This window comes from Peptococcus niger (genome assembly GCF_900101835.1).
Lineage (GTDB): Bacteria > Bacillota > Peptococcia > Peptococcales > Peptococcaceae > Peptococcus > Peptococcus niger.
Genome location: NZ_FNAF01000005.1, coordinates 1 through 21,074 on the forward strand (window position 1 = coordinate 1; position 21,074 = coordinate 21,074).

A 21,074-nucleotide genomic window follows, 5' to 3' on the forward strand; every position below is an offset into this window, starting at 1 on the left:
ATAAAATATCAAGGAGGTATCCATATGGATAAGAGAAGCTTAGCACATACAAGTTGGAATTGTAAGTATCATATCGTGTTTGCGCCAAAATATAAGCGACAGGTTATCTATGGGAGATTGAAAAAAGCATAGGAAAAGCGTTAAGAGACCTATGCAAGAGAAGCAGGTCAAATAAAGTATGAAAATAGGCGCTTTAGCGCCAACTGGGGGATTTGTTGCAAGAGAAAGAAATTCAGAGCACGTGAGTGCTGCCAGTAACAGCCCCTTATAGGGGCATAACAAACCACCGGCTAAGCCGGTGGTTCTGATTCAATTTAAGCAAGTGTTCCAATGAACACCCAGAGCCATTTTATTATTTTATACAATCTATTTTTCCCTGTCGTGAAACCATCTCATTTTTGTGGCCCTTGTGGCTGTTGACTATTATGTTTTTAGATAGTTCAGAATGAATATTTCTTAATAAAATCTTTGTATTTTTATTTGTCTGTGATATATATATATATATATATATATATATATATAGTTGGTTATTGCGGTGGAAAAAAGGAGAGAAATTATGAAAAGAAAGCGTTGGTTGCAAAAAATGTTGGGGGTTGGTTTGGCGATTGCCTTGGTAGCGGGTTCAACACCGGCTTTTGCTGATCCAACATATACAGAGTATGGCATTTACGTACAGAAGCCTGCGTCTGTAGCTGGGGATCGTTTTTATCATGGTGCCAAGTTTGAGCCCAAAACAGGCTCTTATTTGGGTATATTTGCACAAGGTGACAATACCTTAAATAATGATAACGCTTCAGCTGAATCCGGTGAATGGTTTTTGCATACGACAGAAAGGGTGCTTGGTAGAGATCACGCCACCTACCTCTTGTATATTAATTATGACCAAGGTGAGTCCTTGGACCATTATGCTTCCTATATGAAAGAAGCGAAACGTATTGGCGCTAAAGGCATTCAACTGGGCTTAGAAGTTGCCAATGCAAATGCTATCCAAAATGATGACAATTTACGTCGTCAAGCCAAAGCTTTACAGTCTTATGGCATTCCTATTTTCTTGCGTTTTAACAGTGAATTCAATTTGACGGATGGCTCCAATGGCTGGCAAAGCTGGGGACCGGAACTTTACAAAGAGAAATTCCGCATTATTGCTGATGTGATGCATCAAGAAGCGCCTAACGTGGTTATGTGCTGGTGTCCGAATGACTGGCCTATTGGAAGCGAAGTGGCTTGGTATCCGGGAGACCAGTATGTTGATTGGGTTGGTGTATCCAGCTATCCGGTATTCAATGCTAATGGCACACCGCAACAAGGCAATACTTGGATGGATCGTTTCCGCGAGATTTATGATCGTTATGGCGCAAAAAAACCCATTTTTATTACAGAGGGCGCAGCGATGCCGAATATTGAAGGAACAACGGATTTATCGCTTAAAAATGTTGCTGCTTATGAAATTCAACGTTTTTACGCAGGCGCTGCCCGTCGGTATCCGAATTTAAAAATGGTTGTTTACTGGAATCATAATGAACCTGGTGCACGTATGGTTCATGGTGTTGTCACTGATGTTCCGGAACTCTTACAGGCCTACAAGACCGCTGTCAGCGATCCGTATTACTTGAGCAATGTTGGTGCGGGAAGTAGCTACTATTATGAAAAGGTTGAGAAAACAACCCTATCCGGAAAAGAAAAAATTTCCAGCTACGTGAATGATGTCAATCATCGGATTGACCATGTGGATTATTATGTGAATGGACAGTATGCTGCACAAGCAAAATTCCCAAGTTATGAAGCAACCGTTGATTTTACGCCTTGGCAAGGGAAACCCATTCAACTGAAAGCAGATTATTGGTCTGAACAGGGAACGCTTGTTACATCAAAAACTGTCAATGTAGGTGGAGGCAATGCCGGCAGTTCGGCTTCAAGTCAGACGTCTTCTAAGCAAGAAATTCCCGTATATTACAATGGGAAACGCATACAATTAGCTTATCAGCCGATTATCTGGAACAATTACACATATCTTCCGGTGCGTTTTGTAGGAGAAGCGGTTCATGCAAATGTTGATTGGGATAACGCAACGAGAACAGTTATTGCAAAACGTGGTAACAATACCTTGAAATTTCATCCTGATGCGGTTGAATTTGAAAAGAATGGCATGAAACAGGTTGCCAATACGCCTGTAATCATTCGTGAAAATCGTGCTTTTGTTCCTTTGCGGTCTTTGGCAGAAGGGCTTGATCTTTCTATTCAGTGGAACAATGGTGAACGTGCGGTATATATTTCTGAAAAGTAAAGAATGTTATAATGAACATTTCTTGATTTTGCTTGAATGATAGAAATAGTCATTTGTAAAAGCGCCGTCTCCGGTTATTAAACGTTAACGTTTAGTGACTGGAGGACGGCGCTTTTATAATTTTTTACTTTGAAAAAACGGGTATTTGTGCAGATTCTGAGCTAAAAGACGTCATTTTATATACAAAATAAATATCAATAAGCTCTAAAGTCTTGCAAAGGAATTATTTGAATAGCCAAACGGGGCTTTAACTTTTGAATGACAGGGAGAGTAACCGTTTCACAAAAGAATGCGATAAGAAACTTCAAATTACTAAAAGATAGCTCTTTGATAAACTTGACAAGGACAGGTAAAGGTGTTAAATTTAATACATGGTTAGCACTCGAAAGGGTTGAGTGCTAACAAGGCTAATCGACAAGGAGGTGGGTCGTGGGCATTACGGAACGACAAGAACGCATACTGGAGCATTTGATCTGTGATTATGTGGACAGCGCGGAACCGGTTGGCTCACGAACCCTGTCCAAGAAAAAAGACCTGGGGGTCAGCGCGGCCACCGTCCGCAATGACTTATCCGACTTGGAAGAGGCGGGGCTGGTCATGGCACCGCATACCTCTGCAGGGCGGATCCCAACAGATGAAGGCTTGACCTATTACATAACGCACTTATTGCCGGTGCGGTTGGCTGAGCAACACGGGACAGACCCCTTCGGTATCGGTCAATGGCTGACCGCCGGGAAGCTCAATGATGACAACATGCGCCTGGCTTTGGTGGACTGGCTTGCAAAAACGGCCGGCCTTCCGGCCATGCTCTACTTGCCGGCCTTGGCGCCGGAAGAACAAGCGGTTCTGGCTCGGTTGAACCTGATCTTTCTGGCGCCGGGACGGGCGCTTTTGGTGATGGTCACCGATGATGAACAGGTGAACAGCGAACTGGTGGATATGCCGCTGAGCATTGGCGAAAAAGAGATGTTGATTATTGAGGGCTTGCTCAACCATTATTTGCGTGGCTTGCCACTGCACTATTGGCGGGCGCCGCTGGCGGAATTTTTACAGCAGCAGGAAGGCGATTTGGCCTGCTTTGCGCGCCATGTGATTGACCGCCTGGGCGAAGCCATCTCTCATGACGGTCGACGGGTGGTTTATGTAAGCGGTACGCTGAAACTTTTGGATCAGCCGGAGTTCCGCAATCCGGACAGTTTGCGCCGGGTGCTCAATGCCTTAGAACAGGAAGAAACAGTACCAAATCTCTTGGCCAGTATTTCCGGTAGCGCTCCGGTTATCCGCTTAGGCGTAGAATTGCCGGATGATGCCCTGGACGATTGTGCCATGGTTTGTACGGCTTATCATATCGGTCGCCAACGCGGCCACCTGGGCCTTTTGGGCCCAAAACGAATGAATTATCTCATAAGCGCTCGCCTTTTACAGACGACGGTTCAAGTCTTGGAAGAGGCATTCAGGGACAAAGCGATGCTGGTTCCGGAACATCAAAATGATCTGGCTCCCCTTTTGCATTCCTTTGCCTGGCAATTGCGCGATATTCGATCATAGAAAAGGAGTGAAGCGCATTGCGCGATGAAGCTGTTGACAAAGAAACACTGACCGCCGATGCCCAGGCTGCTGCGGATCCGGCGGACCATCAAGACCCTGAAGAAAGGGTTGATGCTCAAACCAACACGGAGGCAGAGGCTTCAGATCAGGCAGAAGCTTCAGATCAGGCTGAAACGCCTGAAGCCGAACCAGACAAGGCGTCCGATACCCGTTATTTGCGTCTGCTGGCAGATTTTGACAACTATAAAAGACGGACCCAGCGGGAAAAGGCCGAGATTTACCAATACGCCAACGAAAGTTTGATTAAAGACCTCTTGCCGGTTTTAGACGCCTTTGATATGGCCCTGCAAACCGCACCGGCGGAAGATGACGAGACCCATAAAAGCGTCATGACCGGCCTGGAGCAGATCCAGCGGCAGCTTTTATCGGTCCTGGAAGGCGCCGGCTTGTCTCGAATCGCCGGAGCAGGTGAACCCTATGACCCGGTTTATCACGAGGCCATTATGGTGGTTGACGATGCAGAAGCACCGGCAAATACCATTATTGATGAGTTGCGCGCCGGCTATCAATTTAAAGATAAGGTGCTGCGCCCCACCGTTTGTCGGGTAAGCGGGAACAGCTGATTTCTAATAAATCCAGTTACAGGAAAAACAGTTTTTTGGGAGGAATTAAATATGGGAAAAGTTATCGGTATTGACTTAGGAACAACCAACTCTTGCGTTGCCGTTATGGAAGGCGGGGAAGCCGTCGTCATTCCAAATACGGAGGGCAACCGGACAACGCCTTCAGTGGTCGGGTTAAACAACAGTGGTGAACGCTTGGTCGGTCAGGTGGCCAAACGCCAGGCCATCACCAACCCGCACAATACGGTCGCTTCTGTTAAGCGCCACATGGGGACGGATTATAAGGCCCATATGGGGGACAAGGAATACACACCCCAGGAAATTTCTGCGATGATTTTGCAAAAATTAAAAAGCGATGCAGAAGCCTATCTGGGCGAAACGGTGACCCAGGCGGTGATTACCGTCCCGGCTTATTTTTCCGACAGCCAACGTCAAGCCACCAAGGACGCCGGTAAAATTGCCGGTCTGGATGTCTTGCGCATTATCAACGAGCCGACAGCTGCCGCCTTGGCCTATGGCGTTGATAAAGAATCGGAAGATCAAAAAATCCTGGTCTTTGACTTGGGTGGCGGGACCTTTGACGTGTCCCTGATGGAAATTGGTGACGGGATTTTTGAAGTTTTGGCCACCAGCGGGAACAACCGTTTAGGCGGGGATGACTTTGACAAGAAGGTCATTGACTGGGCAGTTGATAACTTCAAAAAAGACACCGGCATTGACCTTTCTGCTGATAAAACAGCCATGCAGCGCTTAAAAGAAGCCGCTGAAAAAGCCAAGATGGAACTGTCCACGGTGACCACCTCCAACTTGAACTTGCCCTTTATTTCCATGGACGCCAACGGTCAACCGCAACACATGGACTTGACCCTGACGCGGGCCAAATTTGACGAACTGACCGCCGATTTGGTTGAAAAAACCATGAGCCCCTCTCGCCAAGCCATGAGCGATGCAGGCATTTCGGCCGGCGATATTGACAAGGTCATCCTGGTTGGTGGGTCCACCCGGATGCCCTCCATTCAGGAAGCCATCAAGAAACTGACCAATAAAGAACCCTACAAGGGCATCAACCCGGATGAAAGTGTGGCCATCGGTGCCGCCATCCAAGGCGGGGTCCTGGTCGGCGAAGTAAAAGATGTGGTGCTTTTGGACGTGACGCCCTTGTCCCTGGGGATTGAAACCTTGGGTGGCGTAATGACCAAGATTGTCGAACGCAACACCACCATCCCCGTATCCCGCAGCCAGGTCTTTACCACCGCTGCCGACAACCAAACCTCTACGGACATTCATGTCCTCCAGGGGGAACGGGAAATGGCTGCCAACAACAAGACCTTGGGCCGGTTCAGCTTAATGGATATTCCGCCGGCTCCGCGCGGCATTCCGCAAATTGAAGTGACCTTTGACATTGACGCCAACGGCATTGTGAACGTTTCCGCAAAAGACAAGGGGACCGGTAAGAGCCAGCGGATCACCATTCAATCCAATAGCGGCCTGTCCGATGAAGACATCGACCGGATGGTCAAGGATGCTGAAGAAAACGCTGAAGCGGATAAGAAGATGAAGGAAGCTGTTGATACCCGCAACAATGCGGACAGCCTGCTCTTCCAGACCGATAAGGCCTTGAAAGATGCCGGCGAAACGGTAGAGGCTGCGGATAAAGAAGCCATTGAAAATGCGCAAAAAGACTTGCGCACGGCCTTAGAAGGCGACGATACCGAGGACATTAAGGCAAAAACAGAAGCCTTGACCCAGGCCCTCTATAAAATGACCGAAAAAATGTACGCCGCTGCCCAGGCCCAGGCCAACGCTCAGGCCGAAGCACAAGGCGAAAACGGTGGCGCCACCGGTGAAGACGGCACCTTTGACGCCGACTACACCGAAGTGAATGAAGACGATAAATAATGGCCGATCAGCGCGATTACTATGAGGTGCTCGGGGTCGATAAAGACGCCAGCGAACAGGATATTAAAAAAGCCTTTCGCAAAAAAGCGCGTAAATATCACCCCGATGTCAACCCCGACGATAAAGAGGCGGAAAAGCGCTTTAAGGAAGTCAACGACGCCTATGAAACCCTCTCTGATCCCCAGAAGCGGCAACAGTACGACCAGTTTGGGCCGGACGGCCCGCAATTCGGCGGCTTCGGCGGACAGGGACCGGGCGGCGCCGGCTTTGGCGGCGACTTCGGGGATATCGGCGATATTTTCAACATGTTCTTCGGCGGCGGAGCCGGCGGCTATGGCCAACGGCAAAACGGTCCGCGACGGGGCAATGACTTGCGTGCAGACCTGCTGATTGATTTTGAAACGGCCGTTTTTGGTGGGAAAGAAACCATCACCGTGGCCCGGCATAAGGTCTGTGACACCTGTCACGGCAGTGGGGCCAAGCCCGGCACCAGCCCCCATACCTGTTCCCGCTGCGGTGGCACGGGCCGGGTGATCAGCGCGCAACAGACGCCCTTCGGGCGGATCCAGACCCAGAGCACCTGCCCGGAATGTGGTGGCAGCGGTGAAATCATTGATGAACCTTGCCCATCTTGTAGCGGCCAGGGCATGCGGCGGGAAACGGTTACCCTGGATGTTACCATTCCTGCCGGCGTGGACAACGGCAACCGCCTGCGGATGCAAGGCGAAGGTGAGGCCGGCGAGCACGGCGGCCCGGCCGGTGACCTCTTCATCTATATTCGGGTTAAACCGCACCCGGTTTTTGAACGTGTTGACAACGATATTCATATGGAGCAGCCTATCAATGTGGCCCAAGCTGCTTTAGGGGATGAGATTGAAGTGCCGACCCTGGAAGGACGGCTGAAATTTAAAATCCCCGCCGGCGTGCAGAGCGGCACCCGGTTCCGGCTCAAAGGGAAGGGCATTAAAGGCATGCGCAGCTTCGGCCGCGGTGACCAATACGTGACCGTTGTTGTTGAGACGCCGAAGGGCTTGACCGATGAGCAGAAAGAGCTCTTTACCAAGCTTTCTGAAAGTCTAGACCGCAAAGAACTCTACACAGACCAGAAAAATCGGTCGTCCGCTAAAACGACCGGCGATAAGGACGACGGCAAAAGCTGGTTTGGTAAATTTAAAGATACGGTCAACGATATTTTTCAAGACGATGAGGACGAAGCAGGTCCTCAGGACAAGCAATAATAAAAACCACATTGACGCCCGGCGTCAATGTGGTTTTTTCTTTGCCGTGATTTTTAGAGAAAGCAGCCGTAAGGGGCGCTAAAATGGTATAATAACCCTATGAATGCGCGGCTGTATAAAGGAGGGCCTATGTCATATATTATTGCTTTAGACCAGGGGACAACCAGTTCCCGTGCCATTATATTTGATCACCAGCAGACCATTGTGGATGTGCGCCAAAATGAAACGCGCCAATATTTTCCGCATCCGGGCTGGGTGGAACAGGACCCGCAGGATATCTGGGCAACGACCTTCGGCGTTTTACAAGAAACTCTGGCGGCGACAGGCATTGACCCAAAGGCCATTGATGCCCTGGCCATCACCAACCAGCGGGAAACCACCATCGTTTGGGATAAAAAAACAGGTAAGCCGGTTTACAACGCCATCGTCTGGCAGTGCCGGCGTACGGCCGACCGGTGTGCAGAATTGGTGCAAAAAGGCTATAAAGCTTTATTTGCCGAAAAAACCGGTCTGGTCATTGATGCGTATTTTTCCGCTACCAAATTGGCCTGGATTTTAGATGAAGTAGACCCGGATCGGAAGCGGGCAAAGGCCGGTGACCTCCTCTTCGGCACGGTAGACACCTGGCTTTTATGGAAGCTTACAGAAGGTCGCGTCCACGCCACAGACTACACCAACGCAAGCCGCACCATGCTCTTTAATATTCATGACTTGTGTTGGGATGAGGAAATTTTATCTATTTTAAACATTCCCAAGGCCATGCTGCCGGAGGTTCATCCGTCATCCTATGCCTTTGGGGAAGCCCATTTGGGGCGGAACGTCATGGTGCCGGTGGCCGGTATGGCCGGTGACCAACAGGCGGCGCTTTTCGGGCAAACCTGTTGGTCGCCCGGTGAGGCCAAGAATACCTATGGGACCGGTTGCTTTTTGTTAATGAACATCGGCCAGCAGCCAATTATTAGCCAAAAAGGCCTGGTCACCACCATTGCCGCCGGTGTAGATGAAAGGCCCACCTATGCCCTGGAAGGGTCCATCTTTGTTGGAGGAGCGGTCATTCAATGGCTGCGAGACACCCTGCACATTTTAGATGAGGCGGCAGACAGCGACTTTTTTGCCACCAAATTGGACAACAATGAAGGCGTCTATTTGGTGCCGGCCTTTGTCGGCTTGGGGGCTCCCTACTGGGATATGTATGCACGCGGTACCATGTTCGGCCTAACCCGGGGGACCGGCAGGGCCCATATGATTCGCGCCGCCTTGGAAGCCATTGCCTACCAGACCCATGATGTGCTGGAGGCCATGTCCGCTGAAAGCCCTGTTGATATTAAGACCTTACAAGTGGATGGCGGCGCTGCGGGCAATGACTTTCTCATGCAATTTCAGGCAGATGTTTTAAATGTACCGGTGATTCGACCGGATGTGCTGGAAACCACCGCCTTAGGCGCCGCTATGTTGGCCGGCTTGCAGGTGGGCCTTTGGAAAGACCTGGCAGATTTGGCCGGCCATCGGCGGATCAATCGCCGCTTTACACCGACCATGTCTTCGGAAGACCGCAATAAAAATATTACCGGTTGGAAAGAAGCCGTGCGGCGCACGCTCAGCGATATTGATTAAAGGATTAAAGCAAAGAAGAGGGTTGCGTTCAGATTGAACGCAACCCTCTTCTTTTAAAGCATTCCCCACTTGCGGGTGTACTCCGCCTGGAGGAGGTAGTCGTCTTCAGTGAAGCCCTTGGCGGCAAGGGCCGCAATGGCTTCTTTAAAATCCAAGGTGACCGTTTCCATTTTGACGTAATCAGCATGGGCGGTAATGGCCCAGTCATCGTGCAGGGCCAGGAGGACCTCCATCATCTGCGCCACCCGCTCCATGCGGTCGGCGGTGTAGGCCTTTAATGCACGCACATCTTCCGGGCTTGCCTTATCCAGCCGGGTAAAGGCCTTGGCCGGACTGATGGCCTTGCGGCGCCATTCGCCTGCCTCTTTAAAGGTCAAAAAGAACTGTGCATTTTGCACACAGGTTTCGTTTTGAGAACGATCCCGTTTAACCCGTCGTCCAAAAAACATGATTCCTCCAAAGTGATCTTACATTAACCGGCAAACACTTGAGTGATGTTTGTCCAATAGTGGCCTAAAATCAACACACTGAAGAGGAAGCCTAAAAGAACATTGACCAGCACCCCAATGGAGAAGGCGCCGACCGGTTTCATCCCGACGGAAGCCAGTTCCTTGAACCGTGTCGTCAACCCGATGCACAGGAAGCAGAAGACAAAGGACCAGGTCCGTAAGCTCTTGATTGGCCCAATGATGGCGGCATTGATGGCATCGTTCACTTCCGGCGTAATGCCGACCGTCACAGCGGTCATGATGAAGGAAGCAATGAAGAACCCTAAAACAAATTTTGGGAACCGTTCCCAAATGACACCGGCGCCAGGTTTAACGCCGCCCTCGTGGGCTTCCCACTTGGTAACGGAAACGATGGCCAAAATGAAGGCCCAGATTCCGACAAACATATCACGACCGACAACCTTCATTAAGGTGAAGGATGTAATCCCTGCATCGCCAAACTGTGCAGCGGCAGCGATACCGGCCGCATCGGCAAATTCAGACGTCCCAATCCAGGCACCGGCTTCACCGGGGGTTAAGCCCAAGAGGTGGGACATAATCGGCAGGAAGAAGACCATGATGGTCGCCCAGACCACAACCATGGAAATGGAGATGGAGACGTGGTTCTTCTCAGCGTTGACAGAGCTACCAATGGCGATGGAGGCAGATACCCCGCAGATGGAGCCGCCGGCGCCCAGGGTTGCAGCAAAGCGTTTGTCCAGGCCGAAAATACGCGTACCGACAAAGTAAATGGTGAGGAAGGTGGTCACAGCGATAAAGGTTGCCTGTAAGAAGGCCACCGGGCCGCTGGACAAAATAAGGGTAAAGGGTAAGGTTGCCCCCATTAACACAATCCCGATTTTAACGTAAAATTCCGTGCGCAAGGCAGCATCAAACCAGGCCGGAATTTTAACAAAGTTCCCGATGATCATCCCGATGATCAAGGCCAAAACCGGTGCTTCCAAGTTTAAAGCCTTGGCCGGATTCCAAGAACCGAGAATCTGCACGATAATCGCCATAACATACAAGAGCGTAAAGCCTTTTAAAAACTGAGGGATAGAATGCCCCATGATCTTAATGGCAACGGCAAAAATAATTGCCAAGACCACATATAATAGAATCAAATGCGGAATAAGACCTGCTAATTGACCAGGAACCACAGAAAAATTATCAAATGCTTCAAAACCAACGCCCAGTGGTCCAATACTCCCACCGAGTTTATAAATGAGTAATGCAATCAAAATGGTGCCTAAGCCGATCCAAACGGCCCAGTAGTCTTCTTTTAACCAGAGGTTGGAAAAACGACTGGTTTTACGTGTTTCTTGACTCATGTGTTTACCTCCTTTTTAATCTTAATGGCAATAGTGAACAAAAAAATATAAGGTGTTCTTCCTGAAAGGCATTCCCCCTTAATACAGTTTCAAAAAAAGCAGAGAATTCATAGGCTCTTTTGCACAAAAAATCAAAAGAACCATATGAATTGTTTATAGTATGCACCAAATCCTTTAAAATCGCAAGAAAAAATCTATCCTATCAAAGTTGACAATAGATCTTTTAAAGCTTCATTAGGTGGGTGCGACAGTGTCTTTTCTTAGGGGCCCTTTGATAAAAAAATACTTTTAAAAGCGGTTGTTGGATAAAATAGAAAGAAATAAAAAACGGTGATAAACTCTAAGATGAATTTTGGTAATCAGTGAAAATTTTAGCATAGTTTATATTTACAGGCTATTTGCCGGCTTACTTTTAGTCGTTGGGCTAATTTTAGGACAACATAATAAGATGCAGCAAAATGTAAATTACTCTCAGCCTTCTTGACAACCCCCTCTTTGATCTTGTATAATAAATCTGTTGCGAAAGCAGAAACTTTGTTTCTCACCTGCCGCCTAGGGGTGTCCGGTTGCATCATCTATCAGAGCGCCTGGGGTGCTGTGTATCAATGATGTAATATTGGCGGGTGAATCCCGTCTTTTTTTATAGGCAAAACTTTTCAATATTCGGAGGTGTAGATCATAAGTAAAGAACTTCGTGTAAATGAGGGTGTCCGCTGTCGCGAGGTCCGCCTGATCGGCGATCAGGGCGAACAGCTGGGGGTTATGCATCCCCGCGATGCCATGAAAGTCGCCGGGGAGCGCGGATTGGATTTGGTGGAAGTGGCACCGGGCGCGAAGCCGCCTGTTTGCCGCATTATGGATTACGGCAAGTACAAATACGAACAACGTAAAAAAGAACGCGAAGCTAAAAAAAATCAGAAAACCATTGACGTCAAGGAAGTTAAACTGCGTCCGGGGATTGAAGATCACGACTTCAATACCAAGGTGCGCAATGCCGCCCGTTTTCTCGGTGACGGCAATAAAGTTAAAATTACCATTATGTTCCGTGGCCGCGAAATTACGCATCCGGAGATTGGCCGTGAGCTTTGCGAGCGGGTCGCTCAAGATGTTAGTGAAATCGCTAAAGTGGAAAAGGCAGCTAAAGTTGAAGGCCGAAATATGACCATGATGCTGGTGCCTCAGGAACATAACACCGACAAAAAGAACAAGTAAGAGGGGGAATTTTCATGCCTAAGATGAAAACACACCGCGGTGCTGCCAAACGTTTTTCCCGCACCGGAACCGGTAAAATTAAAAGAAACCATGCTTACACCAGCCATATTCTGGAGAAAAAATCTCCGAAACGTAAGCGTAATTTGCGCAAAAGCGCCATCATGTTTAAGGGTGACGCCAAACGCATCGATCAACTGATCTAAGTTTAGGAGGTCCAAATGGCTAGAATTAAACGTGGCGTCAACGCCCGCAAAAAACATAGAAAAATTTTAAAACAGGCAAAAGGTTATTACGGCAGTCGGTCTCGGGTTTTCCGGGTAGCCAACCAGGCGGTTATGAAAAGCGGCCAATACGCTTACGAACACCGTCGTTTGCGCAAACGTGATTTCCGCAGACTGTGGATTTCCCGGATCAATGCGGCAGCTCGCTTGAACGATATGAGCTACAGCACCCTGATTCACGGCTTAAAAGAAGCCGGTATTGATATCAACCGTAAAATGCTTGCCGATTTGGCGGTAAATGATGAAAAAGCATTTGCCGATCTTTGCGGTATGGCAAAAGAAAGCTTATAAGAAACTGAGGCCTTCGTTAATGAAGGCCTTTTTTGCATGATGCCCGTTTTGGAACCGATGGGTCATCTACTGGTAAAGGGGGGTCAAGATGCAAAAAGAATTGCTCGGTGTCTTTATTGAACACCCGACCACGTGGCTTTCCGGCGCAGACCTGGCTGCGGCGCTCGGGGTTTCGCGGTCAGCTGTTTGGAAGCAGATTGAAGGCCTTCGGGCCCAGGGGGTTGCCATTGAAGCGGCGCCGCGTAAAGGCTATCGGCTCAGTGCCGAGGCCAACCTCCTGACGGCCGAAAGCCTGGCCCAGGCCCTACCGGCGGGAACCAAGATAGCCATAGAAGGCCATGGGCTCATTGATTCCACCAATAAGCGGGCGGTGGCCCTGGCCGGAGAAGGCGCGCCGGCCTGGCAAGTGGTGCTGGCAGATGCTCAATCCGCCGGCAGCGGCCGGCGGGGACGTGATTTTTATTCGCCGGCAGGGGTGGGCATTTATATGAGTGTTATCCTGCGACCAAAGCTTCCGGCGCAGGAGGCCACCCTCCTCACCATGGCCGCAGCAGTGGCTGTGGCGGAAGCCGCGGAAGCTTTTAGTGGTGAACCGCTAGGAATCAAATGGGTGAACGATGTTTACCGTGGCCAGCGTAAAATTGCCGGCATTCTAACGGAAGCGGCCCTTTCTTTAGAAGAAAAAAGCCTGCGCTGGGCGGTGGTCGGGATGGGGTTAAACGTATTTCCCCAGCCGACGGTTGGGGAATCGGTTTACGGCAGCCTCTTTGATGACCGCCCTGCGGACCCCTTGCTGCGGGCGCGGCTGGCAGCGGATATTTTAAACCGTTTGCAGAAATACCTTGCAGCCTTGGCCGACCGCCCCTATTTAGAGGGCTACCGGCGGCGGCTTTTCTTTTTAGGAAAACCGGCAGACCTGGTCGAACCGCAGGGCCGGCGAACGGTCCTGCCGGTGGACATTGATGACATGGGTCATTTGATTGTGGAAAATTCGGATGGACAGCATGAGGTGGTCGCGACCGGAGAAATCAGTTTGCGTCCACATGAATTGGGAGGTTGAGCATGATGACCGGATTTGAACGCGCAAAAAATTATTTGGACGAGCAAGGCTATGGTGACCGGGTAGCGGTGTTTACGGAAAGTACCGCCACCGTTGCCTTGGCAGCCGAGCAGGTGGGCTGCCAAGAGGCGCATATTGCCAAAAGCCTGAGCTTTTACGATGAGGGGGACCGGGCGGTCATCATTGTTACCGCCGGCGATGGCAAAATTGACAACCGTCGCTTTAAGGACCAATTCGGTTTTAAGGCCAAGATGCTCCGCGGGGAAGATGTTCAGCGCTTGACCGGATATGAACCGGGTGGTGTTTGCCCCTTTGACCTGCCGGACGGGGCCCGGGTATTTTTGGATGCATCCTTAGACCGGTTTGAGACGGTCTACCCGGCTTGTGGTGATGCGGCCAGTGCGGTGCGGTTGACCATCCCGGAACTGGCCGCTCTGAGCAAGGCCCAGGGGACCATAGATGTTTGTAAGGCATGGCGGGAAGAGGCTGACCAATGAGCGGCAAACGCATAAAAAAAACCAATGCCATGCGCCTCTTGACCCAGGCAAAAATTGATTACGAGGTCTTCACCTACCGCTGGAAAGAGGATGATTTGGATGCGCGCCACGTTGGCGCAGAAATCAACCGACCGGATGACGTGATCTACAAAACCCTGCTGGCCCAGGGCGACAAGACCGGCCCCCTGGTGGCAATCATCCCCTCTCACTTGAGCATTGACCTGAAAAAATTGGCCCATGCCAGCGGCAATAAAAAAGTAGACATGCTGCCCTTGAAAGATTTGGAAAAGACCACCGGCTATATTCGCGGCGGCTGTTCGCCCATCGGCATGAAGCACCAATTGCCCTCCTACATTGATCAGCGGGTCAATGAACTGGACCAAGTGATCGTTTCAGCAGGGCAACGGGGGTTGCAAGTGGGCCTAGTACCGCAAGACTTGATTGACTTTATCCATGCGGATGTGGCAGACATCACCATGGCCCACCTTTAAGGACGAGTTTACAATTATTTTACATTTTGGCTGTAAGTCGGACATATCTACCCTGTATGATGTACTTAACGCCAAAGGGCGTGATAATTCTTGTTAAATTTTAAGGAGGCCTTTTTAAACATGAAAAAATTAATGGCTGCTATGATGTGCATGGCTCTTGGTATGGCTGTTCTCGCAGGCTGCGGCGGTGGCGCTGACACCAGCTCCGCTACTTCCGAACCGGCTGCTACCAGCTCTGAAGCTGCTACCACTACCACCACGACCACCACTGAAAAAGATGGCAGCGAAGCTGCTACCACCACCACAACCACCACTGATGAAGACACCAGCGCTGCTGAATAATCTTTATATGCAAAGCACCACTGTGAGCATGACTCACGGTGGTGCTTTTTTGTTGTCCAATATTACCTTTGTCATATGGTATACTGAAGGCGAGGGGGGGTAAGATGTTTACAATAATTCTTCTTTTCGGCTTCCTGGGCCTTTTGTTGCAGCGGGTGTCCGGCACCGGCTTTGCCCTGGTCATGGTACCGGTCTATACCTTATTTCTCGGACCGGTCCAGGGGGTTATGGTTAGCAATATTCTGAACGGACTGGGCTGCCTGCTGTTAATGTTGGCCGTGTGGAAAGACCTCCAGTGGCGGCGAATTTTGCTGATTTCCGGCTTTGCGGTCATCGGGATGGCCCCGGGCATTTTTATCATCAAACTTTTGTCGCCCGGTTTTTTGCAGCTGTCTATAGGCCTCCTTATGCTTTTTGCTCTGGCGGTATCCTTGCGCTTTAATGTGGATCAACCGGGGAGAGAAGGACTTTTGCCAATCGCTCTATGCGGTTTGGGCGGCGGTTTCTTGGTGACCACCGCAGGGATTCCTGCACCGGCAATGGTGATTTATGCCCGCTATATCAACTGGCCCTTCCGTCAATTCAATGCAGCCATGCAAGGTGTATTTTTTATCATCTGCCTCCTAACCACTTTTTTAAAACTAAACAGTGGTGTACCGCTTCCAGGGGAAATTTTTACTCTGCCCCATAATGTTTGGCTCTTCCTGGCCGCCTTGGTCGGCATGGCCGTAGGTGGTTATTTGAGCAAAATTATTCCGGTCAAGTATGCCAGCGCCTCGGCCTTTATCGTCTCCGTCTTAGGCGCTGCCATTGCAACCGGACGAGGGGCCTGGATGCTTTTCGCCGGTTAAGGCCGTCGGTGCAGGTCGTATTGTTCAAAAATGAACTTAATAGACTTAGAAAATATAAATTTAGGGCAAAAAATACCACAAGTCTTAGAGTGAAAAGTTAAAATTCTGTTAAAAGAAAAAGAAAATTTCAACATGATATAAGATTTATCAATAAGTTCGAAAAATGAATTTGATTTTAATGTATTGTAAGTTATTTTATTCATTGACAACGTTTGTGAATAAGGGTATCATTAACATCAGAAAGAGGATTTTGTTTTTAGAGATTTCTCTGAAAATAAAAGGGGATAACCGATAATCATGGTCGTATGAATCGGCGTTTTGTGCGTTGAAAACTCAAAAAATAAAAATAATTACTTGCAATCGACACAAAAACGGTTCCCAAAGGGTATGGTTAATCGGCTATGTCGGATGAGGAGATGAAACCATGTCAAACTTCACTTACAACAAAGTAACGCCTGAATTGGTTGAACAATTCGAGGCCATCGCACCAGGTAAAGTAATTACGGGCGATTCCATCAATCCGGACTATGCAAAAGATGAAATGCCTATTTACGGCACCGGAGCACCTGAAGTACTGATTGAAGCAACATCTACAGAAGCAGTTTCATCCATTGTTAAGTTATGCTACGAACATAGCATTCCGGTTGTACCACGTGGTGCAGGAACCGGTTTGACGGGGGCCGGGGTGGCACACCAGGGCGGGGTCATGATTGACATGACCAAGATGAACCGTATCTTAGAATACGATATGGAAAATTTTGTCGTCCGTGTGCAGCCGGGTGTTCTTTTGAACGATCTTGCAGAAGATGCGCAAAAGCGCGGTTTGCTCTACGCACCGGACCCGGGCGAAAAATTTGCCACCTTGGGCGGCAATGTGGCCACCAATGCAGGTGGTATGCGGGCCGTTAAATATGGTGCAACGCGTGATTATGTACGCGCCATGACCGTGGTCTTGCCGACCGGTGAAGTGGTGAAGTTGGGGGCAACTGTTTCCAAGACCAGCACCGGTTACAGCCTGATCAATATGCTGATCGGTTCAGAAGGGACCCTGGGGATTATTACCGAATTAACCTTGAAACTCCTGGCCAAGCCTGCAGCAGACATCTCTCTCATTATTCCGTATGAAAATTTGGAAGAGTGCATTGCGACGGTTCCACTTTTCTTCCTGAACCATCTTCAACCGCAGGCTCTGGAATTCATGGAACGTGAGATTGTTTTATCATCCGAACGCTACCTCGGCCGTAGTATTTTCCCGCAGGAGCACGACGGCGTTGAAATAGGGGCCTACTTACTGGTGACCTTTGACGGCGACTCGGCTGAAGCGCTGGAAAGTGTTGTTGAAAAAGCGGCAGAAGTGGTTCTTGAAGCCGGCGCCATTGACGTATTAATCGCCGATACACCGGCCAAGAAAAAAGATGCTTGGGCAGCGCGCAGCTCCTTCCTGGAAGCCATTGAAGCGGAAACCAAGCTTTTGGATGAATGCGATGTTGTCGTTCCGGTCAACCAGATCGCCAAATACTTGACCTATGTCAATGGAGTTGGTGAAAAATACGACTTTGCCGTTAAATCATTTGGCCATGCCGGTGATGGGAACCTGCACATTTACACCTGCAGCAACGATATGGAAGAAGATGAATTCAAACGCCAAGTGGACGAATTCATGTGGGATATCTACCGCAAAGCACAAGAAGTGGGTGGCCTTTTGAGCGGTGAACACGGCATCGGTTACGGCAAAATGACCTACCTGTCAGAACTGTCCGGTCCGGTGAGCATGCGTTTGATGGAAGGCATCAAAGAAGTCTTTGACCCGAAGATGATCATGAATCCGGGGAAAGTATGCTATCCGCTTGAAGCAAAATAAAAAGGCAAGGCAAAATCCTTATCAGCTGGTATAGTCCGGCAGCATGTTTCCAGCCGAAAATTGTTATTCAAAATTAGGAGGAATACATTATGGCTTATTTAATTTCTGAAGAAGCACAAGACTTATTGAAAGACGTCAAACGGTTCTGCGAAAACGAAGTTGTTGAACAATGCAAGGAATACGACCGCAGCGGTGAATGGCCGAAAGAAATTTATGACAAAGCCATCGAACAAGGCTACCATGCCCTGGAAGTGCCTGAAGAATACGGTGGCCCGGGCTTATCCCGCGTTGATGTTGCTGCTTTAATTGAAGAAATGGCCATTGCTGATGCCGGTTTTGCTACCACCATTTCCGCCAGCGGTCTGGGGACCAAACCGGTCTTGATTGCCGGCTCTGAAGAACAGAAAAAACGCGTTTGCGATATTATTTTAGAAGGCGGCTTCGGCGCATTCTGCTTAACTGAACCGGGCGCAGGCTCTGATGCCAGCGCAGGGAAAACCACCGCTGTCTTAGATGGCGATGAATATGTCCTGAACGGCCGTAAATGCTTCATCACCAACGGCGGCGTTGCATCATTCTATTGTGTCACCGCCATGACCGACAAGAGCCAGGGTACCCGTGGGATTTCCATGTTCTTGGTAGAAAAAGGCACCCCGGGACTCAGCACCGGTCATGAAGAGGATAAGATGGGGATTCGTACCTCTAACACCTGCGACGTGGTCTTTGAAGACTGCCGCATCCCGAAAGAAAACCTCTTAGGTGAAGAAGGTAAGGGCTTTAAGATTGCCATGCAGACCCTTGACCAGGCACGTACCTGGATGGGTTGCGTCTCTGCCGGGATTGCTCAACGCGGCATCAACGAAGCCATTGCTTATGGTAAAGAACGCGTTCAGTTCGGTCGCCCGATCTTGAAATTCCAAGCCTTACAATTTAAGATTGCCGACATGGCTATGAAAGCTGAAGTGGCCCGTCAAATGGTTGCGCACTCCCTGACCTTGATGGACATGGGTCTGCCCCACTCCAAAGAAAGCGCCATTGCTAAATGCTACGCTTCCGATATCGCTATGGAAGTTGCTTCTGAAGCCATTCAAATGTTTGGCGGTTACGGCTACAGCCGCGAATATCCGGTTGAAAAATTACTGCGTGATGCGAAGATCTTCCAAATCTTTGAAGGATCCAACGAAATTCAACGCATCGTTATCGCCAACAATACAATCGGCAGAATCTAATTCTATTCCCAAACGACTAGCTAAGGAGTATCTAAACGATGGATATTTTAGTTTGTATCAAACAGGTGGCAGATGATTCCATTGATATCTCGTTTGACGCTTCCAAAGACGCCATTGATTTCAATGGAGCGGAACAAGTGGTCAACGCATTTGACACCTATGCCCTGGAAATGGCAGCCCGCTTAAAAGAAGCTGATGAAGGAGAAATCACCGTCCTCTCTGTCGGCCCGGACAGCGCCAAGAACTCTTTGAAAAACTGCCTGGCAGTTGGTGCTGAAAAAGCCGCTTTGATCACCTGTGATGATTACCAAGAAAAAGATCCCAAACAAATTGCCCAATTATTGGCCAAAGGGATTAAGGACCTGGAAGCAGAACGCGGCGGCGCATTTGATTTGATTTTCTGCGGTAAAGAAAGTACCGACCAAGCTTCCGGTCAAGTCGGTCTTATGCTGGCCAATGAGCTCGGCTACGGTGTCATGACCAACGTTATTGACATTGAAAAAGCCGGCGACGTCATGAAAGCAAAACATCAAACAGATGTCGGCTACGATTTAATTGAAGCCGGTATGCCGGTTGTGCTCACGGTGGAAAAACCGAAATATGAACCGAGATATCCGACCGTTAAGAGCAAAATGGCAGCTCGTAAAAAACCGATTGAAGAATTAAGCCCTGCTGATGCCTCCGCTCATGGCTATGAAGTCGTTAAAGTATACGGCCCGCCGAAACGTGAAGCCGGGGTCAAAATTGTGGCTGAGTCCGCTGAAGACGCCGTGGCACAAGCCATGGAACACGTTCTTGCGGCCAAAGTACTTTAGGAGAGGTGACTTATGAGCTTAGGAGATGGAAAAAACGTCTTAGTATTTGTTGAAGTGGTCGATGGGGCCCCGGTCAACAATGCTATGGAAGCCCTGGGTCTCGGTCGTGAACTGGCCCAGGCCAAAGGCGAAGAAGTTTGTGCTGTTGTCATTGGTTCGGATATTGATGCAGCTGCAGAAGCTTGCGCAAAAGGTGGCGCTGATAAGGTCTTCACCGTTGCTCAAGACGCATGGCAGCTTGAAGCCTATGCATCTATCCTAGGGCAGTTAATCGAAAAATATGCGCCGGCCTTGGTCTTAGCAGCCGCCAACCAAAACGGCAAAGACCTTGAAGCCCTCTTGGCTGATCGCTTCAATACCGTTGCTGTCAGTGATCTGGTTGGTGCCCGCATTGAAGATGGCGCCCTCATCATGACCACCCCCTTATACGGCGGCGGCGTTTGGAACGACGTTAAAGTTGAAGGCCACCCGAAATTTGCCACCGTTCGCTCCGGTACCGGTAAAAAAGTACCGGCAGAAGAAGCCACCAGTGGTGAAATCGTTAAGGAAGACGTCAGCCCTGAAGCAGACCTTCTGCGGACGAAAATTGCAGATACCGTTAAAGAAGTGGCTGAAACCGTTAACCTGGAAGAAGCTGAAATCGTCGTTGTCGGCGGTCGCGGTATGGGCAGCAAAGAAAACTTCAAACTGGTCCATGACCTTGCCGATGTACTCGGCGGTGTTGTCGGTGGGACCCGCCCCGTTGTTGAAGATGAATGGGTACCGCATCCGCAGCAAGTCGGTCAATCCGGTAAAATCGTTTCCCCGAAATTCTACGTCGGTTGTGGCGTTTCCGGTGCAACCCAGCATTTGACCGGTATTTTAGGCTCCGACTTTATTTTAGCAATCAATAAAGATGAAGAAGCCCCGATCTTTGACGTAGCAGACTGTGGGATTGTCGGTGACGTTAACGTCATCATCCCCCTGTTAATGGATGAATTTAAAAAAGCGAAACAAGCTTAGTAAGGTCTGATTTCCCTTACTGATGCATGCAAGATGAAACCCGGATTCGGAGGTGATGGGCCGAATCCGGGTTTTTTGTTGATTTTTAAAAAGCGAGGGCTTTAACAGAAAGCCTAT

General features: G+C 49.4%; 20 protein-coding genes and 1 pseudogene. 19 read left to right on the plus strand and 2 right to left on the minus strand.

The features are described from left to right. Positions 1–24: 24 nt before the first annotated feature. The 7 genes and pseudogenes from BLQ16_RS05150 to glpK form a co-directional block, all read left to right on the plus strand. Positions 25–161: pseudogene (locus BLQ16_RS05150) on the plus strand (transposase); the annotation flags it as partial. A gap of 395 nt (positions 162–556) precedes the next feature. Beyond that, the gene (locus tag BLQ16_RS05155) at positions 557–2,284 is read left to right on the plus strand and encodes a stalk domain-containing protein (protein WP_091791684.1); all 1,728 of its coding nucleotides are present in this window, start codon (positions 557–559) and stop codon (positions 2,282–2,284) included. Between the two features lie 429 nt (positions 2,285–2,713). Continuing rightward, positions 2,714–3,832, plus strand: a complete 1,119-nt coding sequence (hrcA, locus tag BLQ16_RS05160) for a heat-inducible transcriptional repressor HrcA (RefSeq protein ID WP_091791685.1) — start codon at positions 2,714–2,716, stop codon at positions 3,830–3,832. 17 nt (positions 3,833–3,849) lie between these two features. Beyond that, entirely contained in the window at positions 3,850–4,455 is a 606-nt protein-coding gene (gene grpE, locus BLQ16_RS05165) for a nucleotide exchange factor GrpE (RefSeq protein WP_091791686.1), read from the plus strand. 51 nt (positions 4,456–4,506) lie between these two features. After that, complete coding sequence (dnaK, locus tag BLQ16_RS05170; protein ID WP_091791687.1) at positions 4,507–6,354, plus strand: molecular chaperone DnaK; 1,848 nt, start codon at positions 4,507–4,509, stop codon at positions 6,352–6,354. Further along, positions 6,354–7,592: a molecular chaperone DnaJ gene (gene dnaJ / locus BLQ16_RS05175; RefSeq protein WP_091791688.1), complete on the plus strand. Its 1,239-nt coding sequence runs from the start codon at positions 6,354–6,356 to the stop codon at positions 7,590–7,592. The genes dnaK and dnaJ overlap by 1 nt, the downstream gene beginning before the upstream one ends. A 129-nt stretch (positions 7,593–7,721) precedes the next feature. After that, a complete protein-coding gene (glpK, locus tag BLQ16_RS05180; protein ID WP_091791689.1) occupies positions 7,722–9,206 on the plus strand; it encodes a glycerol kinase GlpK in 1,485 nt (494 codons plus the stop codon). A gap of 53 nt (positions 9,207–9,259) precedes the next feature. Here glpK and BLQ16_RS05185 read toward each other — a convergent pair whose 3' ends face one another. Beyond that, positions 9,260–9,655, minus strand: a complete 396-nt coding sequence (locus tag BLQ16_RS05185) for a hypothetical protein (RefSeq protein WP_091791690.1) — start codon at positions 9,653–9,655, stop codon at positions 9,260–9,262. 23 nt (positions 9,656–9,678) lie between these two features. Next, entirely contained in the window at positions 9,679–11,025 is a 1,347-nt protein-coding gene (locus tag BLQ16_RS05190; protein WP_091791691.1) for a YeiH family protein, read from the minus strand. Between the two features lie 678 nt (positions 11,026–11,703). On the opposite strand from BLQ16_RS05190, the gene infC reads away from it, so the two are divergent. The 12 genes from infC to BLQ16_RS05250 all read left to right on the plus strand — a co-directional run bounded on the left by infC (position 11,704) and on the right by BLQ16_RS05250 (position 20,957). Next, positions 11,704–12,237: a translation initiation factor IF-3 gene (gene infC / locus BLQ16_RS05195; RefSeq protein WP_091791692.1), complete on the plus strand. Its 534-nt coding sequence runs from the start codon at positions 11,704–11,706 to the stop codon at positions 12,235–12,237. 14 nt (positions 12,238–12,251) lie between these two features. Beyond that, positions 12,252–12,440, plus strand: coding sequence for a 50S ribosomal protein L35 (rpmI, locus tag BLQ16_RS05200; RefSeq protein WP_091791693.1), 189 nt, complete (start codon positions 12,252–12,254; stop codon positions 12,438–12,440). 15 nt (positions 12,441–12,455) lie between these two features. Beyond that, positions 12,456–12,809, plus strand: coding sequence for a 50S ribosomal protein L20 (gene rplT / locus BLQ16_RS05205; RefSeq protein ID WP_091791694.1), 354 nt, complete (start codon positions 12,456–12,458; stop codon positions 12,807–12,809). A gap of 88 nt (positions 12,810–12,897) precedes the next feature. Beyond that, positions 12,898–13,869 carry a biotin--[acetyl-CoA-carboxylase] ligase gene (locus tag BLQ16_RS05210; protein WP_091791695.1) on the plus strand — a complete coding sequence of 324 codons (972 nt, stop codon included), beginning with the start codon at positions 12,898–12,900 and terminating at the stop codon, positions 13,867–13,869. Between the two features lie 2 nt (positions 13,870–13,871). Then, positions 13,872–14,366 (plus strand): YbaK/EbsC family protein, encoded by a 495-nt coding sequence (locus tag BLQ16_RS05215; RefSeq protein WP_242868957.1) that lies wholly within the window; start codon positions 13,872–13,874, stop codon positions 14,364–14,366. Continuing rightward, positions 14,363–14,857, plus strand: a complete 495-nt coding sequence (ybaK, locus tag BLQ16_RS05220) for a Cys-tRNA(Pro) deacylase (protein ID WP_091791696.1) — start codon at positions 14,363–14,365, stop codon at positions 14,855–14,857. Before BLQ16_RS05215 ends, ybaK begins: the two co-directional genes overlap by 4 nt. 120 nt (positions 14,858–14,977) lie before the next feature. Then, the gene (locus tag BLQ16_RS05225) at positions 14,978–15,199 is read left to right on the plus strand and encodes a hypothetical protein (protein ID WP_091791697.1); all 222 of its coding nucleotides are present in this window, start codon (positions 14,978–14,980) and stop codon (positions 15,197–15,199) included. A gap of 104 nt (positions 15,200–15,303) precedes the next feature. Then, positions 15,304–16,050 carry a sulfite exporter TauE/SafE family protein gene (locus tag BLQ16_RS05230; protein WP_091791698.1) on the plus strand — a complete coding sequence of 249 codons (747 nt, stop codon included), beginning with the start codon at positions 15,304–15,306 and terminating at the stop codon, positions 16,048–16,050. 424 nt (positions 16,051–16,474) lie between these two features. Continuing rightward, entirely contained in the window at positions 16,475–17,911 is a 1,437-nt protein-coding gene (locus tag BLQ16_RS05235) for an FAD-binding oxidoreductase (protein ID WP_091791699.1), read from the plus strand. Between the two features lie 89 nt (positions 17,912–18,000). Next, positions 18,001–19,140: an acyl-CoA dehydrogenase family protein gene (locus tag BLQ16_RS05240; protein WP_091791700.1), complete on the plus strand. Its 1,140-nt coding sequence runs from the start codon at positions 18,001–18,003 to the stop codon at positions 19,138–19,140. A gap of 38 nt (positions 19,141–19,178) precedes the next feature. Continuing rightward, positions 19,179–19,955 carry an electron transfer flavoprotein subunit beta/FixA family protein gene (locus BLQ16_RS05245; RefSeq protein WP_091791701.1) on the plus strand — a complete coding sequence of 259 codons (777 nt, stop codon included), beginning with the start codon at positions 19,179–19,181 and terminating at the stop codon, positions 19,953–19,955. Between the two features lie 12 nt (positions 19,956–19,967). Beyond that, the gene (locus BLQ16_RS05250; RefSeq protein ID WP_091791702.1) at positions 19,968–20,957 is read left to right on the plus strand and encodes an electron transfer flavoprotein subunit alpha/FixB family protein; all 990 of its coding nucleotides are present in this window, start codon (positions 19,968–19,970) and stop codon (positions 20,955–20,957) included. The last annotated feature ends 117 nt before the right edge of the window (positions 20,958–21,074 follow it).

Coding starts and splice junctions, on each gene's coding strand:
- BLQ16_RS05225 (WP_091791697.1), top strand. CDS start 14,978: ATGAAAAAATTAATGGCTGCTATGATGTGCATGGCTCTTGGTATGGCT.
- rplT (WP_091791694.1), top strand. CDS start 12,456: ATGGCTAGAATTAAACGTGGCGTCAACGCCCGCAAAAAACATAGAAAA.
- BLQ16_RS05190 (WP_091791691.1), bottom strand. CDS start 11,025: ATGAGTCAAGAAACACGTAAAACCAGTCGTTTTTCCAACCTCTGGTTA.
- dnaJ (WP_091791688.1), top strand. CDS start 6,354: ATGGCCGATCAGCGCGATTACTATGAGGTGCTCGGGGTCGATAAAGAC.
- BLQ16_RS05230 (WP_091791698.1), top strand. CDS start 15,304: ATGTTTACAATAATTCTTCTTTTCGGCTTCCTGGGCCTTTTGTTGCAG.
- BLQ16_RS05235 (WP_091791699.1), top strand. CDS start 16,475: ATGTCAAACTTCACTTACAACAAAGTAACGCCTGAATTGGTTGAACAA.
- BLQ16_RS05245 (WP_091791701.1), top strand. CDS start 19,179: ATGGATATTTTAGTTTGTATCAAACAGGTGGCAGATGATTCCATTGAT.
- BLQ16_RS05215 (WP_242868957.1), top strand. CDS start 13,872: ATGATGACCGGATTTGAACGCGCAAAAAATTATTTGGACGAGCAAGGC.
- ybaK (WP_091791696.1), top strand. CDS start 14,363: ATGAGCGGCAAACGCATAAAAAAAACCAATGCCATGCGCCTCTTGACC.
- BLQ16_RS05155 (WP_091791684.1), top strand. CDS start 557: ATGAAAAGAAAGCGTTGGTTGCAAAAAATGTTGGGGGTTGGTTTGGCG.
- glpK (WP_091791689.1), top strand. CDS start 7,722: ATGTCATATATTATTGCTTTAGACCAGGGGACAACCAGTTCCCGTGCC.
- rpmI (WP_091791693.1), top strand. CDS start 12,252: ATGCCTAAGATGAAAACACACCGCGGTGCTGCCAAACGTTTTTCCCGC.
- BLQ16_RS05240 (WP_091791700.1), top strand. CDS start 18,001: ATGGCTTATTTAATTTCTGAAGAAGCACAAGACTTATTGAAAGACGTC.
- BLQ16_RS05210 (WP_091791695.1), top strand. CDS start 12,898: ATGCAAAAAGAATTGCTCGGTGTCTTTATTGAACACCCGACCACGTGG.
- dnaK (WP_091791687.1), top strand. CDS start 4,507: ATGGGAAAAGTTATCGGTATTGACTTAGGAACAACCAACTCTTGCGTT.
- BLQ16_RS05185 (WP_091791690.1), bottom strand. CDS start 9,655: ATGTTTTTTGGACGACGGGTTAAACGGGATCGTTCTCAAAACGAAACC.
- BLQ16_RS05250 (WP_091791702.1), top strand. CDS start 19,968: ATGAGCTTAGGAGATGGAAAAAACGTCTTAGTATTTGTTGAAGTGGTC.